Annotated in this window: 19 protein-coding genes; 11 read left to right on the top strand and 8 right to left on the bottom strand. The window is 64.9% G+C overall.

All coding sequences use genetic code 11. From position 1 onward, the window contains the following. Positions 1-294 precede the first annotated feature (294 nt). From RM96_RS26585 to RM96_RS40240, 3 genes are all read right to left on the bottom strand, one after another. Positions 295-861, bottom strand: a complete 567-nt coding sequence (locus RM96_RS26585) for a TetR/AcrR family transcriptional regulator (RefSeq protein ID WP_039014730.1) — start codon at positions 859-861, stop codon at positions 295-297. A gap of 307 nt (positions 862-1,168) precedes the next feature. Further along, the gene (locus RM96_RS26580; RefSeq protein ID WP_039014729.1) at positions 1,169-1,624 is read right to left on the bottom strand and encodes a hypothetical protein; all 456 of its coding nucleotides are present in this window, start codon (positions 1,622-1,624) and stop codon (positions 1,169-1,171) included. A gap of 9 nt (positions 1,625-1,633) precedes the next feature. Next, complete coding sequence (locus tag RM96_RS40240) at positions 1,634-1,816, bottom strand: hypothetical protein (protein WP_152624215.1); 183 nt, start codon at positions 1,814-1,816, stop codon at positions 1,634-1,636. A 258-nt stretch (positions 1,817-2,074) separates the two neighbouring features. Between RM96_RS40240 and RM96_RS26575 the strand changes: the two genes are divergently transcribed. The 5 genes from RM96_RS26575 to RM96_RS26555 all read left to right on the top strand — a co-directional run bounded on the left by RM96_RS26575 (position 2,075) and on the right by RM96_RS26555 (position 5,223). Next, entirely contained in the window at positions 2,075-2,914 is an 840-nt protein-coding gene (locus tag RM96_RS26575; RefSeq protein ID WP_238587420.1) for an alpha/beta hydrolase, read from the top strand. A gap of 212 nt (positions 2,915-3,126) precedes the next feature. After that, positions 3,127-3,423, top strand: a complete 297-nt coding sequence (locus RM96_RS26570; RefSeq protein ID WP_039014727.1) for a hypothetical protein — start codon at positions 3,127-3,129, stop codon at positions 3,421-3,423. A 107-nt stretch (positions 3,424-3,530) separates the two neighbouring features. After that, entirely contained in the window at positions 3,531-4,214 is a 684-nt protein-coding gene (locus RM96_RS26565) for an alpha/beta hydrolase (protein ID WP_039014726.1), read from the top strand. A gap of 319 nt (positions 4,215-4,533) precedes the next feature. Next, positions 4,534-4,908: a hypothetical protein gene (locus RM96_RS26560; protein WP_039014725.1), complete on the top strand. Its 375-nt coding sequence runs from the start codon at positions 4,534-4,536 to the stop codon at positions 4,906-4,908. A gap of 93 nt (positions 4,909-5,001) precedes the next feature. After that, positions 5,002-5,223 carry a hypothetical protein gene (locus RM96_RS26555; protein ID WP_039014724.1) on the top strand — a complete coding sequence of 74 codons (222 nt, stop codon included), beginning with the start codon at positions 5,002-5,004 and terminating at the stop codon, positions 5,221-5,223. Between the two features lie 167 nt (positions 5,224-5,390). On the opposite strand, the gene mdtD is transcribed toward RM96_RS26555, so the two are convergent. After that, complete coding sequence (mdtD, locus tag RM96_RS26550; protein WP_039014723.1) at positions 5,391-6,785, bottom strand: multidrug transporter subunit MdtD; 1,395 nt, start codon at positions 6,783-6,785, stop codon at positions 5,391-5,393. 165 nt (positions 6,786-6,950) lie between these two features. Here mdtD and RM96_RS26545 point away from each other — a divergent pair, with 165 nt between their 5' ends. Beyond that, positions 6,951-7,811, top strand: a complete 861-nt coding sequence (locus tag RM96_RS26545) for a LysR family transcriptional regulator (protein WP_039014732.1) — start codon at positions 6,951-6,953, stop codon at positions 7,809-7,811. Here the strand turns inward: RM96_RS26545 and RM96_RS26540 are convergent. Further along, entirely contained in the window at positions 7,808-8,935 is a 1,128-nt protein-coding gene (locus RM96_RS26540) for an AGE family epimerase/isomerase (protein ID WP_039014731.1), read from the bottom strand. The genes RM96_RS26545 and RM96_RS26540 overlap by 4 nt on opposite strands. A gap of 178 nt (positions 8,936-9,113) precedes the next feature. On the opposite strand from RM96_RS26540, the gene RM96_RS26535 reads away from it, so the two are divergent. The 3 genes from RM96_RS26535 (at position 9,114) to RM96_RS26525 (ending at position 10,158) form a co-directional block, all read left to right on the top strand. After that, a complete protein-coding gene (locus RM96_RS26535) occupies positions 9,114-9,362 on the top strand; it encodes a hypothetical protein (RefSeq protein WP_039014722.1) in 249 nt (82 codons plus the stop codon). A gap of 228 nt (positions 9,363-9,590) precedes the next feature. After that, positions 9,591-9,857 (top strand): hypothetical protein, encoded by a 267-nt coding sequence (locus tag RM96_RS26530; protein ID WP_039014721.1) that lies wholly within the window; start codon positions 9,591-9,593, stop codon positions 9,855-9,857. Positions 9,858-9,891: 34 nt separating this feature from the next. Beyond that, on the top strand, positions 9,892-10,158 hold the full coding sequence (locus RM96_RS26525) for a hypothetical protein (protein ID WP_039014720.1): 267 nt from the start codon (positions 9,892-9,894) through the stop codon (positions 10,156-10,158). 18 nt (positions 10,159-10,176) lie between these two features. Here the strand turns inward: RM96_RS26525 and RM96_RS26520 are convergent, their stop codons facing one another. Continuing rightward, positions 10,177-10,821, bottom strand: a complete 645-nt coding sequence (locus RM96_RS26520; RefSeq protein WP_039014719.1) for a VTT domain-containing protein — start codon at positions 10,819-10,821, stop codon at positions 10,177-10,179. Positions 10,822-10,879: 58 nt separating this feature from the next. Beyond that, the gene (locus RM96_RS26515; RefSeq protein WP_039014718.1) at positions 10,880-12,514 is read right to left on the bottom strand and encodes an acyl-CoA synthetase; all 1,635 of its coding nucleotides are present in this window, start codon (positions 12,512-12,514) and stop codon (positions 10,880-10,882) included. Positions 12,515-12,778: 264 nt separating this feature from the next. On the opposite strand from RM96_RS26515, the gene RM96_RS26510 reads away from it, so the two are divergent. Next, positions 12,779-13,462: a Crp/Fnr family transcriptional regulator gene (locus RM96_RS26510; protein ID WP_443112276.1), complete on the top strand. Its 684-nt coding sequence runs from the start codon at positions 12,779-12,781 to the stop codon at positions 13,460-13,462. Positions 13,463-13,553: 91 nt separating this feature from the next. Beyond that, positions 13,554-14,219: a hypothetical protein gene (locus tag RM96_RS26505; RefSeq protein ID WP_039014716.1), complete on the top strand. Its 666-nt coding sequence runs from the start codon at positions 13,554-13,556 to the stop codon at positions 14,217-14,219. A gap of 136 nt (positions 14,220-14,355) precedes the next feature. On the opposite strand, the gene RM96_RS26500 is transcribed toward RM96_RS26505, so the two are convergent. Further along, positions 14,356-14,661 (bottom strand): hypothetical protein, encoded by a 306-nt coding sequence (locus RM96_RS26500; protein ID WP_039014715.1) that lies wholly within the window; start codon positions 14,659-14,661, stop codon positions 14,356-14,358. Positions 14,662-15,092: the final 431 nt, after the last annotated feature.

Genomic DNA, 15,092 nt, shown 5'->3' with positions numbered 1-15,092 from the left:
TCCGGTATTGCAATGGTCCTGCTGTCTGTCGGCTTCCTGCTTCGTTTGCCGGTGGAGCAGCGCGTCCATGAGTCAAATACTATCTACTACTAGGTAGATAGTCAAGGAAATTCTTTTCTATCGAGCCGATAGGTTCCAGCCAGGGTCAACGCAATTGCCTGATAAATAAGGAAATTCCTGTCAGCAAACTTCGCAGGCCCGGCAGGAAACAGCATTCCGGGGCAGCTGAAAAGCAGAACCGCCATGCAGCTTACGCCGCATGGCGGTTCAGAATACGGCGCTGAATCCGGGCAATCAGCCGGCGACGGCCGCCATCAGCGTATCCGCAGCCGCTTCAACACGGTCTGGCGTGCCGAACAGGCGCGCCGCGATCAGGCCGCTTTGCAGTGCGCCGAAGATGACCTGCGACAGTTGCGCGGGCGGCACCGGGAACGGCACCTTCCGGTGCGGCTGGGCACGTTCCAGCAATCCGGTCAGCCACTTCTCATTGAGCAGGAAGAAGCCCTGCAGCAGCTTGTGGACCGATTCCGGCAGGCACAGCGTCTCGGCCGACAGCATCCCGCACAGGCAGATCTGGTCAGACCCGCAGCTGGCACGGAACGGCGCCAGGTAGATGGCCGCCTGCTCCGTGACAGGCAGGGTCGTGTCGATGCCGCGCATGCGCTCCGACAGCCTTGCGCTGTATTCCTTCACCGCCTCCAGTACAAGGTCGTCCTTGGACGGGAAGTAATAGTGGATGCTCGAGGTCTTGACCCCGACCAGTTCGGCCAGGTCGCGGTAACTGAAGCCGTTGAAGCCCCGACGGCGAATCAGCACCAGTGTGTGCTCGAGCAGTTGCTCGCGAACGGATTGCGTTTTCATAGCGTGAGTTTATCTACCTGAAGATAGACACTCAAGGGACAATGCACCGGCGCTGGGGTAATCCCTAGCGCCGGGGCGCGAATTCAGCACCGCCTCCAATAGTGATGGAAGCGGCGCTCAGCCGGGCAAAACCTGTGCGGCGAAGGTGATCATCGAGCCACTCGTCACGCACAGCAGCACCCATCCGCCCAGAAGCAGAACACTGTCACGCAAACTCATGATGGACTCCAATTGCGGCAACGGAGTCCTTCCATGGGACTCCGCCTACCGTGGGTTAGATGCCGCCGGCCCTATGGCCGGTTGGCGTTCAGGCAAGCGCACCGTCGGTGTACGGGTCGAACTTGCCGATCTTGGCGCCGTCGGTGTACGGGTCGAAGCTGCGGGCCGGTGCCGACGACACACCGCTGCGGTCCAGGCCGGCGACCGTGCGGGCACCGTCGGTGTACGGGTCGAACTTGCCGATCTTGGCGCCGTCGGTGTACGGGTCGACCTTGCGGGCCGGCTCCGACGACACACCGCTGCGATCCAGGCCGGCGACCGTGCGGGCGCCGTCGGTGTACGGGTCGGTCTTGCCAACGCGGGCGCCTTCGGTGAACGGGTCGAACTTGCCGGTGCGCGCACCGTCGGTGAAGGCGTCGGTCTTGCCCACGCGGAATTCGTAGCCGTACTTGTCGGCGGGCACCGTGCCGGCCTGGGCAGCACCACCGGCGAAGGCGGCGGCAAGGGTGGTGGCGGTGATCAGGGTCTTGGCGAACTTGGTCATGATGAGCTCCTAATTGGGCGATGTTTCGGGATCGCTTGGATCGGTATCAGTTGCTGCTGGCAAGTCGCTTTTGGTGAAGTTATCTACTAGTAGATAGATAACTGGGCCAAAAAAAAGACCGCCTCCGGTATTGCAATGGTCCTGCTGTCTGTCGGCTTCCTGCTTCGTTTGCCGGTGGAGCAGCGCGTCCATGAGTCAAATACTATCTACTACTAGGTAGACAGTCAAGGAAATTCTTCTGGCCTCAGCTGCAGAGAGGGCGATTTTTCTCATAACTTACTGATTCCAAAAGAAAATACATGAATCCACGGCACGGAACTTTTCTTCGCCATGCCTCCGGATGCACGCGAAATCTGTCTCCCAGCCGTGGTTGCTGCTAGCCTTGAGAAAATTTCCCTTTCACGTCAATGCGCCCTGCCCATGCCATCGCCCCACTCCGCTGAAAGCAGGATGCCACGCTGGATAGCCGGCGCGGCGGGCTTTGCCTTGCTGGCGGGCCTCGGACGCCATGTGCTTTTCCGGGCGCTGGAGCGCAGCGCCTTCGTCACACACACTGATCCGCCGGCACCGGAAGCAACTGCGGCAGAGCTTCACCGCACCACGTTCACCAGCGGCGACCGGCTGCTGCAAGCGGCGTTTGCGGAAGCCGCGCAGCCCGCCGGCCCAGCGGTGATCGTCTTCCATGGCGACGACGAATGCCTGTCCGACTGGGCGCCGGTGCAGGCCTTGCTGGCGCATGCAGGGATCTCGACCTTTGTCTTTGACTACAGCGGCTACGGTGCAAGCAGCGGCCGCCCCACGGTGCGCAATCTTCGCCAGGACGCGCTGACGGCCTATGGCAAATTCCTCGCTGCCACGCCGCACGCCACGCGCCGCTACGTGCTCGGACACTCGCTTGGCTCCGGCGTGCTGCTGGACATCGCGCGCCAGCTGCGTCCGGTGCCCGATGGCATGGTCATCACGTCAGGCTTCAGTTCCGCGCGGGCGGCCGCGGTGCAGACCGGGCGAGTGCCTGCATGGATCGCGTGGATGCTGCCCGATCCCTGGAACAACGCCTCGCGCGTAAGCCGCCTCGCGCTGTCGTTGCTGATCGTCCACAGCCGTGCCGACGAGGTATTGCCGCTCTCCCACGCAGAGCGCCTGGCAAAGGCAGCAACGCCTCTGCGGGAGTTCGTGGTGCTGGACGGACTGCCGCACGATGCAGCCACCCTGCCCGAGCATATCGAGTCGTTCTGGAAGCCGGTGATTGCGTTTCTGCAGGCGGGAGGGGCTGCTGCGGAATCGCCGTAATCCACCTGAAATATGGGGCGCGCATCATGCGTTCGATGGAGTGACGGCAAGGGATCCGGTATCTACCGCAATCTCCGCCGAACGGCAATCATCCCTGTGGGCGAGACGCCACGGACACACAGCCGAGGGGTCTTTCGCCGATTTCTTGACTATATTGGTTCACATGGCAAGAGCAACGAATTCCCGCTGTTGACAGCACTGGAGGTACTGCCATGCGTTGGTTCGCAAACTTGTTCAGTCCGCCGACCCCGGAGAAGATCGCCGAAAGGGAACTGCAAGACATGAGGCTGACGCTATTCCAGGCCGAACGCCGCCTGCTCGAATCCCAGATGCAGGTCGCTTACTACCGCGACATGGTCGCGTTCCTGGAAGACGTGGCTGCAAAAGGCGTCGAGGACGTGGTGGACAAGCGTCGGGCTACCGCGCCGGCGGCCTACGAGATTCCCGCCTCCGCGCCGCGTGCCGCGCCAGGACTGACCACGGTTCCGATCGTGCCCTCCGCTGCCTGAGGCAGCGCCGGGCAGCCGGCGCCGGCCCTGCGGCCGACCTGTGCGATACTCGCCGTGCCTGCCGCGTTCCGCGGCTTCACGTGCATCGTCCCACAGGAACAGGCCAGATGAGCGAACTGCTGCCCGCGATCGAGATCGAAACCGCGCCAAACCCAGCGTTCTCCGTTATCTGGATGCACGGGCTGGGCGCCGACGGCAACGACTTCGTTCCGGTGGTGCCCGAACTGGGCCTTGCCAGGGCGCCGGGCGTGCGCTTCATCTTTCCGAACGCCCCGGCCATCCCGGTCACCTGCAACGGCGGCTATGTCATGCCTGCCTGGTATGACATCTATTCATTGGATGAAGCGGGACGCCGCGCCGACGAAGCCGGCATCCGTGCTTCGCGCGACGCCATCCGCGCGCTGATCGCACGGGAAAATGCACGCGGCGTTCCGGCCAGCCATATCGTGCTCGCGGGCTTTTCGCAGGGCGGCGCGATCGCCTACACCACCGGACTGACGCATCCCGAAACGCTCGCCGGCATCGTCGCGCTGTCCACCTATATTCCGGCACCCGCATCGCTGGCGGCCGAAGCCACCGCGGCCAACGCGGCCATCCCGGTATTCGCCGCGCATGGTGTGGAGGACGATATCGTGCCGCTCCAGCTCGGCGAACAGGCGCGGGACTTCCTGCTCGCCCGCCAGGTTCCGGTCGAATGGCACACCTATCGCATGCCGCATTCGGTCTGCCTGGAAGAGATCGCCGCTATCGGCGCATGGCTTGGCAGGCGATTTGCGCAGATCGGCGGCTAAGAACCCATTTCATAATGAAGAAGGGGCGCGAAGGCTGCTGCCGGGCCGCAGGGCTAGGCGTGACCGACGCCGCGTGGTTATTCCACGCAAGGAGGCCACAACAACGCCATGCGGCCCGGCAGCAGCCTTCCCTGCGGGTTCAAGCCAGGCGCGGCGCATGCGTTGTTACGGGCCTTGACCTTGGAATGACCAAGGCCGGCGGCCCGCGCCTAGCCTGCGCCGCGCCTGGCTTGAACGCGTCCCCTTCTTCATTATGAAATGGGTTCTAACCATCGCTCGTGGTAGGCTCGCGCCCTGCCTTCCCGCCGTAGACACAAGCATGAAACCCGCCCCCGTCCCGTTCCTCAAGATCGATTTCAACACCCGCAAGGCACTCCTGTTCGCGCTGACGGCCGAGCGGCTCTCCGCCTACTACGAGCATCGCCAGTGGATGACCGATGCACAGGGCGCTACCCTTGCCGGGATGTGGCTGTCGCGCTCGCAACTGCAGCTGGCGCTGTCCGAGCGCCGCTTGCTGTCTGAACTGAGCGACCAGTTTGCTCGCCAGCTGGCCGACACGCTGTCGCGTGAAGCCGGCCTGTACGCCGCGCACGAAATGATGGAAGCGCTCGACCCCAACTATCAGTCAGCCTTTGCGCACGACATGCTGGATGAGTGCGAACGGCTGCTGCGAGAGAGCGGCGTGACCGAGTAGCAGGCACGCCACGTGTCTTTGCAAAGGTTCACAATTGATTTTCGCCGGGGCGCCTAAACTGCGCACATCATCGACGCCCCCTCCCCCCCGATAATGGAACGCAAGCAGTGCCTGGCCTGGATCGCACTGAGCATGATCGCGGCAGCGCTGCTGACGCTGCTGTGCCTGATCCTGAATGAACACACCGAAACACAGGCCGCCATCAAGGTCAGGCAGATGGCTGTGCGAGTGGTGTCTCCAGGTAGTGCCGCCATGCATGCGGACACCAACTCACAGCCGGCGCAGCAGGCATCCGTAAGCACCGTCCGACGCTGAACGGGCACCGGCGCGCAGGTGCGCGCCGGCCCGCAACTTCATTAACGACGACCAAGTGGTTAAGAAGAGAACGAAGCAGGCCGGCGCGCGGATCGAGTCTAGTGGCAGCGGCGAATCGCGACTGCAAGGAATTGCAAATGCTCCGGGAAGCATTCACGCCAAATGGGCTATGCTGCCGTTGCCCGCCGTCCCTTGCCCAGCTCTTCCATATCCAGCTGGCGGAACACCAGTGCCGACAGCAAGGTGATGACGCCAACGCAGAGGAACGCCAGGCGGAAGGCCGTGCCTGCCGTACCGAGGTGCCCCGAGAACAGCGTCACCAGCCCGCCACCGATTGTCACACCAAGCCCGATCGCCAGCATCTGCACCATCGAGAACAGGCTGTTGCCGCTGCCGGCGTCTTCCACGCTCAGGCCCTGGAGCGTCACGCCGTTCATCGCGGCGAACTGCATCGAGTTGGTGGCGCCGAACAGTGCCAGCTGAATGACCGACAAGGCCAGCGGCCAGCCAGGCGACATCGCGGAAAACGATGCGATCGATGCCCCCACCAGCAAGGTATTCACCAGCAGGAAGTTGCCGTAGCCGTAGCGGCCCACCAGCGGCACAATCCACCGCTTGGCCACCGTGCCGGCCAGTGCGGCCGGCAGCAGCATCAGCCCGGAATGAAACGGCGAGTAGCCGAGCTGCAGCTGCATCAGCAGCGGCAACAGGAACGGCACTGCGCCCGAACCGATCCGGCAGACCAGGTTGCCGGCCAGCCCCACGCTGAAGTTGGGCTCGCGAAACAGCGCAAGCCGGAACAGCGGCGCTCGGCTGTGGCGTGCATGTGGAATATAGAGCAGCACTGCCGCCAGGCTTGCTGCCAGCAGCGCCCCGCTCCAGCCCGGGTGGCTGGTCTGGATCGGCGCGTCGAGCGCGAGCGAGAATGCGACCATGCACAGCGACAGCAGGCCGCAGCCGATCCAGTCGAACGGCGGTGCCCCGCTGGTATCGCCCGCCGGCAAATAGCGCTGCACGGCGAACAGGCCCACCATCCCGACCGGCACATTGATCAGGAAGATCCAGTGCCACGACACCTGCTGCACCAGCCAGCCGCCGAGCACGGGTCCGAAGATCGGCCCGACCTGCCCCGCGACGGAGACGAAGGCCAGCGCCGCGATGTACTGCTCTCTCGAAACATTGCGCAACACCGCCAGGCGGCCAATCGGCAGCAGCATCGAGCCACCCACGCCCTGCACCACCCGCGCCACCACCAGTTGCGGCAGCGTGTGCGCGCCCGCGCAGAACAGCGAACCCAGCACGAAGATCAGGATGGCGCTGAAGTACACGCGGCGCGTGCCGAAGCGGTCCGCCAGCCAGCCCGACGCCGGCGTCAGCATGGCCATCGTCAGCGTGTAGGCAACCACCACGGGCTGCAGGTTGAGCGGCTTTTCATTGAGGCTGTGCGCCATCGACGGCAAGGCCGTATTGACGATGGTGGTGTCCAGCGTCTGCATGAAGAAGCCTGCGGCGACGATCCACAGCAAGGGCTTCTGTGACTGGGACGGAGAAGCTTGAGTCATCGGTCGATCATTCTCGTGGGGCGAGTCGGTGCCCCTCGCTGGCTCCGCGGTGCCTGTCGCGCCCGGAGCATGAGGAACTGATGCCGATGATAGTCAGGCCGAAGCCTATCGTGAACCCCGCTGCAGACATTGACTGTGATCGGACTTACCGATGACAATCACCGCATGCTCAATCCTGTCTGGATCCAGACCTTCGCCACCGTGGCCACCGCGCGCAGCTTCACGGACGCCGGGCGTCAGCTCGGGCTGTCGCAGTCAAGCGTCAGCGACCACATCCGCCGCCTGGAACAGAGCGTGGGGCGCCGGCTGTTCACGCGCGACACCCATTCGCTGGCGATGACGCCCGATGGCGAGGCCCTGCTGGTGCACGCGCGGCTGATCCTCGAAGCCATCGGGCGTGCCGAGTCGCAGTTCAATGCACCGCGCCTGCAGGGGCGCGTACGGCTGGGCACGTCGGACGACCTGGCGCAGGGGCCGCTGTCCAATGTCCTAGCCGCCTTCCGCAACTCGCACCCCGATGTGGAGATGGAAATCACCATCGGCATGACCGGCAAGCTGTACGAACTGATGGATGCCGGCGCGCTCGACCTGATGATCGGCAAGCGCCGCGAAGGGGACCGCCGCGGCGTGCCGCTGTTTCGCGGCCAGCTGGAATGGCTGGCACGGCCGGGGACGGTGGTGGACCTGAAGCAGCCACTGCCGCTGATCCTGGTGCATGAGCCCAGCGTGACGCGCTCAGTGGTGCTCGACACGCTCGCCAAGGCGGGCTGCCGCTGGCAGATCGTCTGCAGCAGCAGCAGTCACTCGGGCTGTATTGCCGCGGCGCGCGGCGGACTGGGGCTGACGGTGCGGGCGCAATACCTGTCGGGACGCGGGCTCGCGCCGCCCGTCAACAGTGCGAGCCTGCCGGCATTGCCGGAAGTCGAATTCATCTCGCTGTCGGCCCGGCGCCTGAGCCGGCCCGCGGAAACGCTGCTGCGCCTGCTGCAGAAAAGCGACCTGCGCGCCTCCCGGCCGGATGATTAAGCGGGCCGGGCAGGCCAGTCCACGCCAGCCAGCGAAGCCAGCGCAAGATACGACGTTGCCAGATGATAGGGGGAGGTTGACGGCATTTCCGCGCGCACCACTGCCCCGGAAGGCGCCACGCACTCGTGCCAGCCCTTGGCATCCAGGAACCGGCCACGGAACTGCTGCGCCCATGTTTCCAGCGTGGCCAGCGACTCCGCTTCGCCATGCAGTGCCAGCGCGCGGGCGAATTCCGTCTGGGCCCAGATGCGCTGCGTACCGTCGAGCAGCGCACCACCGGCATCCAGTGCCGCGCTCACACCCAGCGTGTCGGCCGCCACGCCATGCCGGCGCGCGAAGTCGAATGCAGTGCGCAAGGCCCCGGCCAGCGGCAGGTCGCTGAACAGGTCCTGCTTGCCGGCCAGCAGCGAAAACCATTCGAACTGATGGCCCGGCTCGATGCGGTTGCCTGCGCTGCCTTGCGGCAGTTCCGCAATGCATCCGCTGGCGGGATCGACAAAGCGTTCATGGACGGCCATGGCGATCTCGCGCAGCCGCTCGGCATACCATTCATCCCCGGTAGCATCGAGGGCGGCCAGGTAGGCCTCGGCCAGGTGCATCACCGGGTTCTGCAGCACGCCTGCACCCTTCTCCCGGAAATGCTCGGTGAGCGCGGCATGGTAAAGACCGTTGCCGTCCGCAAAGCGGTCTTCCACGATATCGACGGTTTCGTCCAGCACTTCCAGCGCGTCGGGGTTGCCACGCCGCGCATGGTAGGTAGCGCAGGCAAAGATGACGAAGGCATGCGTGTAGAGATCGCGCGTGGCGTCGAGCGGCGAGCCATTGGCATCGACACTGTAGATCCAGCCGCCTTCGCCGTTGCCGAAGTACGCCTGCAGCGATCCGAACAGCGTATCGGCGTGCGCATGCTGCCCGGCCGTCGAGAACACATACAACTGGCGCGCGCAGGCCATGGCCCGGTAGCGTGCCGGCGGCAGCGGCGCGGCGGTGGCGCCGTCGAGCGCTTCATACGGCAGCAGCATGCCGGCGTTCCAGCCGCTTGCGGTCCAGAGTGGCAGGACGGTGGCATCGTAGTGGGCGGTCAGGGCGGCGACCCGTTCCTTGAGCTGGGGCGAGATAGGCATGTCGGTCACAAAAGGCAGGCGCCATGCGGCGCCACGGCGCAAAAGATACTGGAAATACGGCGGCGGCGAAAGCCGCACCGCAAGTTCCGCTCGTGCCGCTGCTGAAAATCTGTCATGGCATTGGCGCCTCCAAGTTGCTAGCATCAAATGGTTGCACCCCGCGCCAAGGGAGATTGCCATGTCTGGCCACTCGCTCACGCTTACCGACGACCACCGTACCCTGGTGCTTCAGGTCCTGGAATATGGGCCTGGCCTGTACACCTGGCGCATCGTCATGGAAGAGCTCTGTGGATGTGCTGATGAAGACTGCACCGTCGAAGCCACTTCCATGTATGCATCGCATGCGGAAGCCGAGGCCGCATGCTGGCTTACCGGTAACAGCATCCTGAACGGGCCTCGCGCCGCAGGCGAAGTGCGCGCCACCTGAGCCCGCCGGATTTGACTGGCGGCTTTGCAGCCCGCGCCGGATCGCCTAGTCTGAAAGCGTTGGCAGTGGCAACGCGGGTGATGTATTGCCCACGATTCCCTCCGGCCACCCCGGCACCAGACCGGGGCTCCTGCCACCTGCCTGACATATTCCTGGCCTTTACTGGCATACGCGCCAGCCAGCTCGCGATTCAGCGACAAGCGGCAGGCAAGGTCTCGGGAGCATGCAATGGACAAGCCGGTTGTCAGTCCCCAGCGTTTTGTCGAGTTGATGAACGAACGCCTGGAAAAGCACCCTCTGTTCCAGGAGGGCATGCACGTGTACGCCATACCGCAGCATACGGACCATCCCCGCAGCCTGGTCTGCGTAGGCCCGCGCGGCACGGCAGGCGTATGCGCGACCATTGAGAATATCGTCCGCGGAGAATGCGAGGTATTTCCGGACATCGCGCAGGAATGGCACAGGCATGGCCCCTCGGGCGCGCGCCTGCGCTGATTCTCGTGTGCCGTGCTAACGAGGCGGAGCGCCTATGCCCAGCGGCTCGCATGAAGAAGATGTGACCTATCGCGGCCACCGCATCCATGTGGTCGCGCTGCGCTATGGCAGCCAGCATGATGGCTGGTGGACATTGCGCGCGGGTGTCTGGCAGCAGGGCAGGCAACTGCCTGTGCAGTATCCGGGCACGGGCGGCCGCTTTGCGTGCGCTGGCGACGCCGCCCGTGCCGGCATCGCCTGGGGCCGTGAAGCCATCGACAATCTCATCGCCGACCAGCACGAAGCAGAAGACGCCGCGTAGCGGCAAGTCCGCCGCCAGCTACCTCCCGACCCGCGCCCGCAGCCTGCGCCACACACTCGTGGCGACCAGCGCCCCCACGCCGAGCACGATCCCCGACAGCACGATCGCACCCATGTGGTCGCGCACCTGCGGCACATTGCCGAAGAAGTACCCCAGCAGCGGCAGTGAAACCGACCAGAGCAGCGCTCCGGCCGCCGTCGCCAGCGTAAAGCGCGCTGCGCCCATGCCCGCAATGCCGCCAACGAATGGCGCGAAGGTGCGCACCACGGCAATGAACGGCGAAAGCAGGAAGGTCACGTCGCCATGCTCGGCATAGAACTGGTGCGTGCGCTGCAGCGCCGCCTGGTCGACCCAGCGCGAACGCGCGTTCAGCACTTTCGCCCCGATGGCACGGCCCACGCCGTAGTTCAGCAGGCTGCCGCCCAGCGCCGCCGCGAACAGCAATGGCATCAGCACCCACAGGTTGAGGTAGCCCGACGCGCAGAACGCGCCGCAGATAAACAGCAACGGATCGCCCGGCAGGAAGAACAGGGGCAGCACGCCGATCTCGGCAAACACCACGGCAAACAGCATGGCGTAGACCAGCGGGCCGTAGTGCGCGATGGCGGCGCCGAGATGCTGGTCGAAGTGCAGCAATAGCTGCCACAGAGGCATGGAGTCCATGATCGGCGCGCACCTGAGGAGGCCTGCGATCTATCGAGTGTAGACCGCAGGCGCTCCCTCAGACATCGATCGCCGTATCCGACTTGACCTTGCGGCGCAGCTCGAACTTCTGGATCTTGCCGGTCGAGGTCTTCGGCAGCGGGCCGAAATACACCGACTTGGGCACCTTGAAGCCGGCCAGCAGCGTGCGGCAATGCGCGATCAGCTCCTCGGCCGTGGCGCTGGCGCCCTCCTTCAGCTCCACGAATGCGCACGGCGTCTCGCCCCACTTTGCATCGGGCTGCGCCACCACTGCGGCCGCCAGCACGGCCGGATGGCGGTAGAGCGCATCTTCCACTTCCACGCTCGAGATGTTCTCGCCGCCGGAGATGATGATGTCCTTGCTGCGGTCCTTGATCTTGATATAGCCGTCCGGCATGCAGACGCCCAGGTCGCCGGTATGGAACCAGCCGCCTGCAAAGGCTTCGCGCGTGGCCTTCTCGTTCTTGAGGTAGCCTTTCATGCAGATGTTGCCGCGGAACATGATCTCGCCGATGGTCTCGCCATCGGCCGGCACCGGCTGCATGGAGTCCGGATCGAGCACGGCAACCTGCGACTGCAGGTGGTAACGCACGCCCTGGCGCGCCTTTTTGGTGGCACGGTCCTGCTCCGACATCGTGCTCCAGTCATCCTGCTCCGCGCAGACAGCGGCCGGGCCGTAGACCTCGGTCAGGCCGTAGACATGCGTCAGGTCGAAGCCCATCGCCTCCATCTGCGCCAGCACCGCTGCCGGCGGCGGCGCGCCGGCCACCATGCCGCGCACCGGACCGCGCACGCCTTCGCGCCACGACGCCGGCGCATTGACCAGGGCCGTATGCACGATGGGCGCTGCGCAGTAGTGGGTCACGCCTTCGTCGCGCATCAGGTCAAAGACCAGCCGGGGCTCGAACTTGCGCAGGCACACGTTTACGCCCGCGCGTGCCGCGATGGTCCAGGGGAAGCACCAGCCGTTGCAGTGGAACATCGGCAGCGTCCACAGGTAGACGGGATGCTTGGGCAGGTCCCATTCCAGGATGTTCGACACCGCATTGATCGCCGCCCCGCGATGGTGATAGACCACGCCCTTCGGGTCGCCGGTGGTGCCCGACGTGTAGTTAAGCGCAATGGCATCCCACTCGTCGGCGGGCAGCTGCCACGCGTATTCCGGATCGCCCGAAGCCAGGAATGACTCGTAGTTGGTGTCGCCAAAGGGATCCGCCTGCGGACCCAGCGGATCTTCCACCGCAATCACCTTCAGGCCGGGGATTTCCAGCGCCATCTGCCGCGCCAGGTCGGCAAACTCGGTATCGGCCAGCAGCACGCGGGCCTCGCCATGGCGCAGCATGAACACCAGGTTCGCGGCGTCGAGCCGGATATTGAGCGCATTGAGCACCGCCCCAGCCATCGGCACGCCGAAATGCGCTTCGACCATGGCCGGCGTATTGGGCAGCAGCGCCGCCACTGTGTCGCCCTTGCCGACCCCGGCACGCGCCAGCGCGCTGGCCAGCCGGCGCGCCCGCGTGCAGGTGTCGCGCCAGTTCTGGCGCACCGGGCCATGCACGATGGCCAGCCGGTCGCCATACACCTCGGCGGCACGGACGAGAAAATCGATGGGTGTGAGCGGTACGAAGTTGGCCGCGTTACGGGCCAGGCCGCTGTCGAAATCGGTTGGCATTGCTTGAGTCTCCGCTTGAATCGCCGCGCAGCTGTCGAACATGGATGGCACGCTGGCAGCTGTATGGCTGTGTATTGCGAGGGATTGACCGCAGCCAGGCTGCGAAATCCGGCACCGGGGTCGCTGTTACTTTTTTTATCGCACAAGGCTATCATCGCACACGCCCGGGCACTGTCGTCCGGATGACAAACCTCCCGCAAACCCGCGCCACACAAGGCTTACAGCTTTCTTACACGCTCGCGTACCACCATGACCGAAGCCTCGATGCCATCTTCTGAGTCGCTGCTCGCCGGGCATGCCTGGTACAACGCGCTGGCGCAGGAACACCAGGCGCTGGCCGCACGCGAAACCCTGCTGCAGGCATTCACCGCCGGCGCCTTCATCGCACGGCGCGGAGAACCGTCGCGCTACTGGATCGGCGTCGACGCCGGCCTTATCAAGCTGGCGGTGTACACGCCGGATGGCCGCGGCTGCACCTTCTCCGGCGTGCCGGCAGGCGGCTGGTGCGGCGAGGGCAGCGTGATCAAGCGCGATGACCGCCGCTATGACGTGATCGCGATCCGCGATTCGCGCGTGCTGCTGGTGCCCGAGCCAGTCTTCAATACCCTGCTGGCGCAGAGCCTGCCCTTTGCAAGTTTCGTCGTGCAGCAGCTGAACGAGCGCATGGGGCAATTCATCGCCACCGTGCAGAACGACCGCCTGCTGGGCGCCGATGCGCGCGTGGCGCAGGCCATTGCCCAGCTGTTCCATCCGAATCTTTACCCGCGCACCAGCGCCGTGCTGGAGCTCTCGCAGGAAGAGATCGGACTGCTCACGGGCCTGTCGCGCCAGCGGGTCAACCAGGCGCTGCGCCGGCTGGCGGATGCGGGCATGGTTAACCTCTCCTACCAGAGCATCCGCGTGACCGACCTGCCACGGCTGCGTCACTTCGGGCTGTCAGACCTGTAACTCCGGTTTCACAAGGCACAATGGCGCGCTTGCGCCGCCCGCGGAATGCTGCGAGAGTAGCCGTCTGCCACACCCTCGCATCCGCCTTTCCATGCCGCTTGTCAGCCGCAACCACGTCCGCATCACCCGCCTGCGCTTTCCGTTCGCAGTGCGGGTCGACGCGTTGCGAGGCAGCGCCAGCCTGCGCGATATCAACGCGCGCCGCGAAGTACGTCCCGGCGATCCGTTCGTGGTGCCGGCCTTCGCGCACTTCGACTGCGAGCTGCCGGCCACCTGCCTGCAGCCCTGCGCGATCACGCTGACAGCGGTACCCGACGGCCACTGCCCGCGCATGGCGGCGATCCAGTATGAAAAGCACTGGTCGCGCGCCCTGGCCCGGCTCGTCTTCGAACAGCCGGCGCTGGCATGGAATGCCGCGCTGCTGAGCGAGCACTGGCAGGTATCGCAGCGCCTGGTGCGTGCGCGCCTGTTTGCCGAAGGCGAGGCAATGCAGGCACTGGTGCGCGAGCAACGCGCGGCACAGGCGTTCTATGCGCTCGCCTCTTGTGCAACGGCCGCAGCAAGCACGGCAGCCAGCCTGGAACGTGTCGCGGCAGGCGCGGGGTTGCGCTCGGGCCGTGCATTCGTGCAGGCCTGCCGGGACCTGTTCGGCGTGGATCCTGTACGTCTGCTGACATTGAGCGCTACACCCCTCCGGTCGACGGTGCTTTCAGGTGCCGCCAGCTGGACAGGCTGGCCCGCGCCGACTGCGGCCTGAGCCGCAAACGTCAGGGCCGCGCCTCGCAGATCAGGTTGAACGGTGTCGGCGCCGCACGCCTGAAGCGCCGGAAACCACCGCCGAGTGAAAACTCCGGCCCTCCATTGAGACTGGAGAAACGGGTTCGCGCGCGGTCTCAGACCACGCGATAGATTTCCCAGCGCGCGGTGCCTGACACCACGAAGGGCTCCAGGTCCCGGCCCCATTGCGCATGCGCGGGAATCTTGGCGAGTTGCGTCCACGCGCTGTCCAGCTCGGCCAGGTCGCTCACTTCCCACTCATGGACCACGGTCGCTTCCAGCGCGCCGATGGATCCTGTCAGCATGCGGCCGCGCACCAGCCCGACCTGCGGCGCAATCTCCTGCGCCCACTGTTGCAGGCGGCCGATGACCTCCTGCTTGTGCCCGAAACGGGCATCAATCTGCCATCTGGCGATCAGCATGATCTCTCTCCGATACGAAATTGGCGCCGGGCGGTGCCGCACGGATGGCCTGCGAACCGTCCCATCCCTGTCCGCCCCGGCCATCCGGTCTCAATATATGCCGGCACCGTTGAAATCACGGTTAAAAAGATGGTTCTTCGCCGGATTGTGGGTCTGGCTTCTTGGCAGTCGTGGCTGTTTCGCCGGCGTAGCCGGCGACTCCCTTTTTGACTGCGCCAAAAAGGAAGCAAAAAGCGCCTTCGGTACGGTTCACCCACATAGGTAACAGAACAGTTCAAGCACATAGGTAACAGTTTTCTACCCTGCAAGGGCGACTGCCAACGGGAGACGCCCATGCCCTGAAGCGTATACCCGTACAAAAACCGTCGAACACTACGATAAGACTGGCCGTCCGCCGAGGACAGACGGCGCCTTTTGCCTACTTTTGGGCG

It is taken from the genome of Cupriavidus sp. IDO (genome assembly GCF_000812465.1).
Classification (GTDB): domain Bacteria; phylum Pseudomonadota; class Gammaproteobacteria; order Burkholderiales; family Burkholderiaceae; genus Cupriavidus.
This window is presented reverse-complemented; position numbering and strand designations above follow the sequence as displayed.